Annotated in this window: 5 protein-coding genes (1 of these 5 only partly in view); all 5 read right to left on the minus strand. The window is 65.9% G+C overall.

Going from position 1 to position 3,881, the window contains the following annotated elements:
• Positions 1 to 396, minus strand: partial view of an IlvD/Edd family dehydratase gene (locus B384_RS0116495; RefSeq protein ID WP_019484202.1) — the beginning only. It extends 1,341 nt beyond the left edge of the window; the window shows 396 of its 1,737 coding nt (coding positions 1–396); it begins with the start codon at positions 394 to 396; its stop codon lies beyond the left edge, outside the window.
• Positions 393 to 1,553, minus strand: coding sequence for an acyl-CoA dehydrogenase family protein (locus B384_RS0116500; protein WP_019484203.1), 1,161 nt, complete (start codon positions 1,551 to 1,553; stop codon positions 393 to 395). The genes B384_RS0116495 and B384_RS0116500 overlap by 4 nt, the downstream gene beginning before the upstream one ends.
• Positions 1,554 to 1,597: 44 nt before the next feature.
• The gene (locus B384_RS0116505; RefSeq protein ID WP_035767433.1) at positions 1,598 to 2,791 is read right to left on the minus strand and encodes a CaiB/BaiF CoA transferase family protein; all 1,194 of its coding nucleotides are present in this window, start codon (positions 2,789 to 2,791) and stop codon (positions 1,598 to 1,600) included.
• Positions 2,784 to 3,689 (minus strand): fumarylacetoacetate hydrolase family protein, encoded by a 906-nt coding sequence (locus B384_RS0116510; RefSeq protein ID WP_019484205.1) that lies wholly within the window; start codon positions 3,687 to 3,689, stop codon positions 2,784 to 2,786. Before B384_RS0116510 ends, B384_RS0116505 begins: the two co-directional genes overlap by 8 nt.
• Positions 3,690 to 3,754: 65 nt before the next feature.
• Positions 3,755 to 3,881, minus strand: a 127-nt coding sequence (locus B384_RS20330; RefSeq protein ID WP_156809134.1) for an SDR family oxidoreductase, incomplete at its 5' end; no start/stop codon positions are given.

Consider the following 3,881-nt stretch of genomic DNA (forward strand, 5'->3'; position numbering starts at 1 on the left):
CAGCACGACGGCGTCCATCGGCTGGGCCCGGATCATCTCCTCCGTGTCCATCGACATCAGGTTCCGCAGGAACATGCTGGTGGGCTGAGAAAAGCTCTCGTGGATGGAGATGGTGGGGAAGTCCACCGGCAACCCACCGGCGAGCATCACCCCACGCTTCACCGCCTCCAGCAGTGCCGGCATGTTGCCGTGGCACGGGTTGAACCCGCTGCCCGTATTGATGATCCCAATCACCGGGCGGTCCAGGGCGTCGTCGGAATACCCGGCACCCTTGATGAACGCCTTCCGCAGGAACAACGAGAACTCGGCGTCCCCGTAGTTGGTCAGGCCCTTGCGGATGCCGGTGGCGGAACTACCGCCGGAAGCTGAAGAAGCACGGGCAGCGGCTTCACTCACCGGAACGCGGGGACGCCGGTGATGTGGTTGCCGAGGATCAGGGTGTGGACCTCATCGGTGCCCTCATAGGTCCTGACGCTCTCCAGGTTGTTCGCGTGCCGCAGCGGCGAGTAATCGAGGGTGACACCGTTGCCGCCGAGCATCGCCCGCGCCTCACGGCAGATCGCAATCGCCTCGCGACAGTTGTTCAGCTTGCCCACCGAGATCTGGTACGGCTGCAGGGTCCCGGCGTCCTTCAACCGGCCCAGCTGCAGGGCGAGCAACGTGCCCTTGTTGATCTCCAGCGCCATGTTCACCAGCTTCTCCTGCGTCAGCTGGTAACCGGACAGTGGCTTCCCGAACTGCAGACGCTCCTGCGAGTAGGCCAGAGCGGTGAGGTAGCTGTCCCGGGCAGCACCCATAGCGCCCCAGATGATGCCGTAGCGCGCCTCATTCAGGCACTCGAACGGGCCACGCAGTCCCTTGGCGTTCGGGAGCATCGCGCTCTCCGGCAACCGGATGTCTGTCAGGGTGATGTCGCACTGGATGGACGCCCGCATGGAGAGCTTCTGCTTGATCGGGGTTGCCACGAAGCCCGGGCTGTCGGTGGGCACCACGAAGCCGCGGATGCCGTCGTCGGTCATCGCCCAGATGATCGCGAGTTTCGCCACCGAGGCCAGGCCGATCCAGCGCTTGGCGCCGTTGAGGATCCAGTCCGACCCGTCGCGCTTCGCGAAGGTCTGCATGGCGCCGGGGTCGGACCCGGCGGTCGGCTCAGTCAACCCGAACGCACCGATCGCGGTCCCGGCAGCCATCTGCGGCAGCCACTCGGTCTTCTGCTCCTCCGAGCCGTGCTTGTAGATGGCGCTCATCGCCAGCGAACCCTGCACCGACACGAAGGTCCGCAGACCCGAATCGCCGGCCTCCAACTCCATCGCGGCCAACCCATACTCCACCGAGGACTTGCCCGGGCAGCCGTAGCCCTTGATGTGCATGCCGAGCAGGCCCAGCTCGGCCATCTGCGGCACGATTTCCATCGGGAAGACGGCGTCGTCGTACCACTGGGCGATGTTCGGCTTGATCTCGCTGTCCACAAACGACCGGACGGTCTCGCGGAGACTGATTTCCTCGGGGGAGAGGAGCGATTCAATACCGATCAGGTCTGACATGTCAGTCATGGTGCTGCTTTCAACGGTTGAGGAAGTCACTGAGGATCCTGCTTTCACTGTAGGTGTTGCAACGCTGGAACGGCGGGGAGGTCAAAGGCGGCACCATTGTGCTCGCCGAGTAGGGGCGGCGGGCGCCGGTACCGGGCGGGGGTCCCGGAGAGGTGGATGGGGTTGGCGACCTGCTGGCTGGTCCGCGACCCGTCAGCATTGGCGATCTCGACGACGGGGGCGAGACCCAGCGTGTCCGCCAGTTCCAGCGCCTCAACAATCGAGTTCACCTTCCCCGCGGGCACACCGGCGACGCTGAGCAGCTCCGACCACTCGGCGGCGGACCTGGAGCCCAGCTGCTTTTCGAGCAGGGACTTCAACACCACCCGGTTGGCCACCCGGTTCGAATTTCCCGCAAACCGTTCATCGCTGGACAGCTCGGGCACACCCAGAACTCGCACCAGCCCGGCGAACTGCTTGTCGGTCCCGACGGCCACGGCCAGCGGACCATCGGCGGTCCGCAACGTCTCGTACGGCGCGATGCTCGGGTGCGCGTTGCCCATCCGCTGCGGGGATTCACCGGTGGCCAGCGTGCTCGACGCCTGGTTCACCAGCCCCGACAGCAGCGACGACAACAGGTTCACATCCACCCGCTGGCCCACCCCGGTCTGCTCCAGCGACCGCAGCGCGGCCAGGATCCCGACGACGGCGTTCTGCCCGGTCACCACATCCACCAGGGCCACGCCCACCTTGCTGGGCTCGGAATCGAGCCCGCCGGTGACGCTCATCAGTCCGCCGACGGCCTGCACCAGCAGGTCATAGCCCGGCAGGTGCGCACCGGCGGTGCTGCCGAACCCGGTGATGGAGCAGTAGATCAGGTCCGGCCGCCGGTCCATGAGGGACTCGTAATCCAGCCCGAACCGCTCCATGATGCCGGGACGGAAGTTCTCGATCACGACGTCGGCCGTCAACGCGATCTCCAGCGCCGCCGCCTGCCCCTCGGGCGTGGTCAGGTCGCACACCACCGACCGTTTGTTGCGGTTCACGCTGGAAAAATAGGTGCCCACGCCGTACTCGTCCACCGGCGGCGTCCAGCTGCGGGTGTCATCGCCGGACGGGCTTTCCACCTTGATGACATCGGCCCCGAAATCGGCCAGCATCATCGAGGCAAACGGTCCCGCGAGCACCCTGGAAAAGTCGGCCACCTTGATGCCGTCCAGGGGGCCGGCCGGTAATCCGTCGTCGGGGGTGTCACTCACTGACGCCACTGCCTTCCTGATGAGCACTGTCTTCCTGACCAACACTGGTTGTCTGGTCGACCACCGGGTTGCTGAGCACCCCGACGCCGGGGATGCGGCATTCCGCCACGTCACCCGCCCTGATGTGCACGGCGCCCGGTGTGCCGGTGGAGATGATGTCCCCCGGGTAGAGCGGCATCACCTTGCTATGGAAACTGACCAGGTACTCGGGGGAGTACCTCATGTTGCCGACCACATTGCTGCGGTGCACCTTGCCGTTGATCACGGTGGACACCTCGACGGCGGCCAGCGACCCGGCGTCGTCTGCCACCTCCGACAGCGGCACGATCTCCGGCCCGAAGGAGAAGAAGCCGGGAAAGTTCTTGGACCGGGTGAGGAACCGGGGGTTCTTCTCCAGGATGTCCTCGGCGGTCTGGTCCAGCAGGGTGACGACGCCGGCCACATAGGACAGCGCGTCCTCCGGCTCCACGTCGCGGCAGTAGCTGCCGATCACGAGCCCCAGTTCCGCCTCGGCCGTGGTGCGCACACTCTGGTGCGGGATGGTGATGTTTTCGCCCGGACCGATGATGGTGTGATCGCCCTTGATGAACGACGCCGGCTCGTCCGGGACCCCCTCGGACAGATCGGAGGCGTGCTCCACATAGTTCAGGCCAATGCCCCACAGCATCCGCGGATGCCGGTACGGGGCGCCGAAGGTCACCGAGTCGCGGTCCCGGAACACTTCGGTGTCCGCTGAGTCGGCGAACGACTCCAGCTTTGCCAGCGAATCGGTGGCCAGCAGCTCCAACAGGTCGCCGGTGAAGCCCGGGATGAGGTCACGGACCAGCGCGACGCCGCGCTCGGGGTGGATCACCGCGGCGAGTTCGTCGCCGCCTTCGCGTACTGAGGCCAAATGCATGGTCAGCGCTTCTTTCTGTTCAATGGTTAAAGGATAGGGAACGAGAGAGTCGGAAAGGGCGCGGGCTAGTAGCCGCGGACCAGGCCGCCGTCGCAACGGATCTGTTCGCCCGTCACGTACGCGGCGGGGACGCTGGCAAGGAAGGCGACGACGGCGCCGAACTCTTCGGGCGCACCGTACCGGCCGGCGGGA

Origin of the sequence: Arthrobacter sp. TB 23 (assembly GCF_000294595.1) — a bacterium.
In the GTDB taxonomy this organism is placed as follows: Bacteria; Actinomycetota; Actinomycetes; order Actinomycetales; family Micrococcaceae; genus Arthrobacter_D.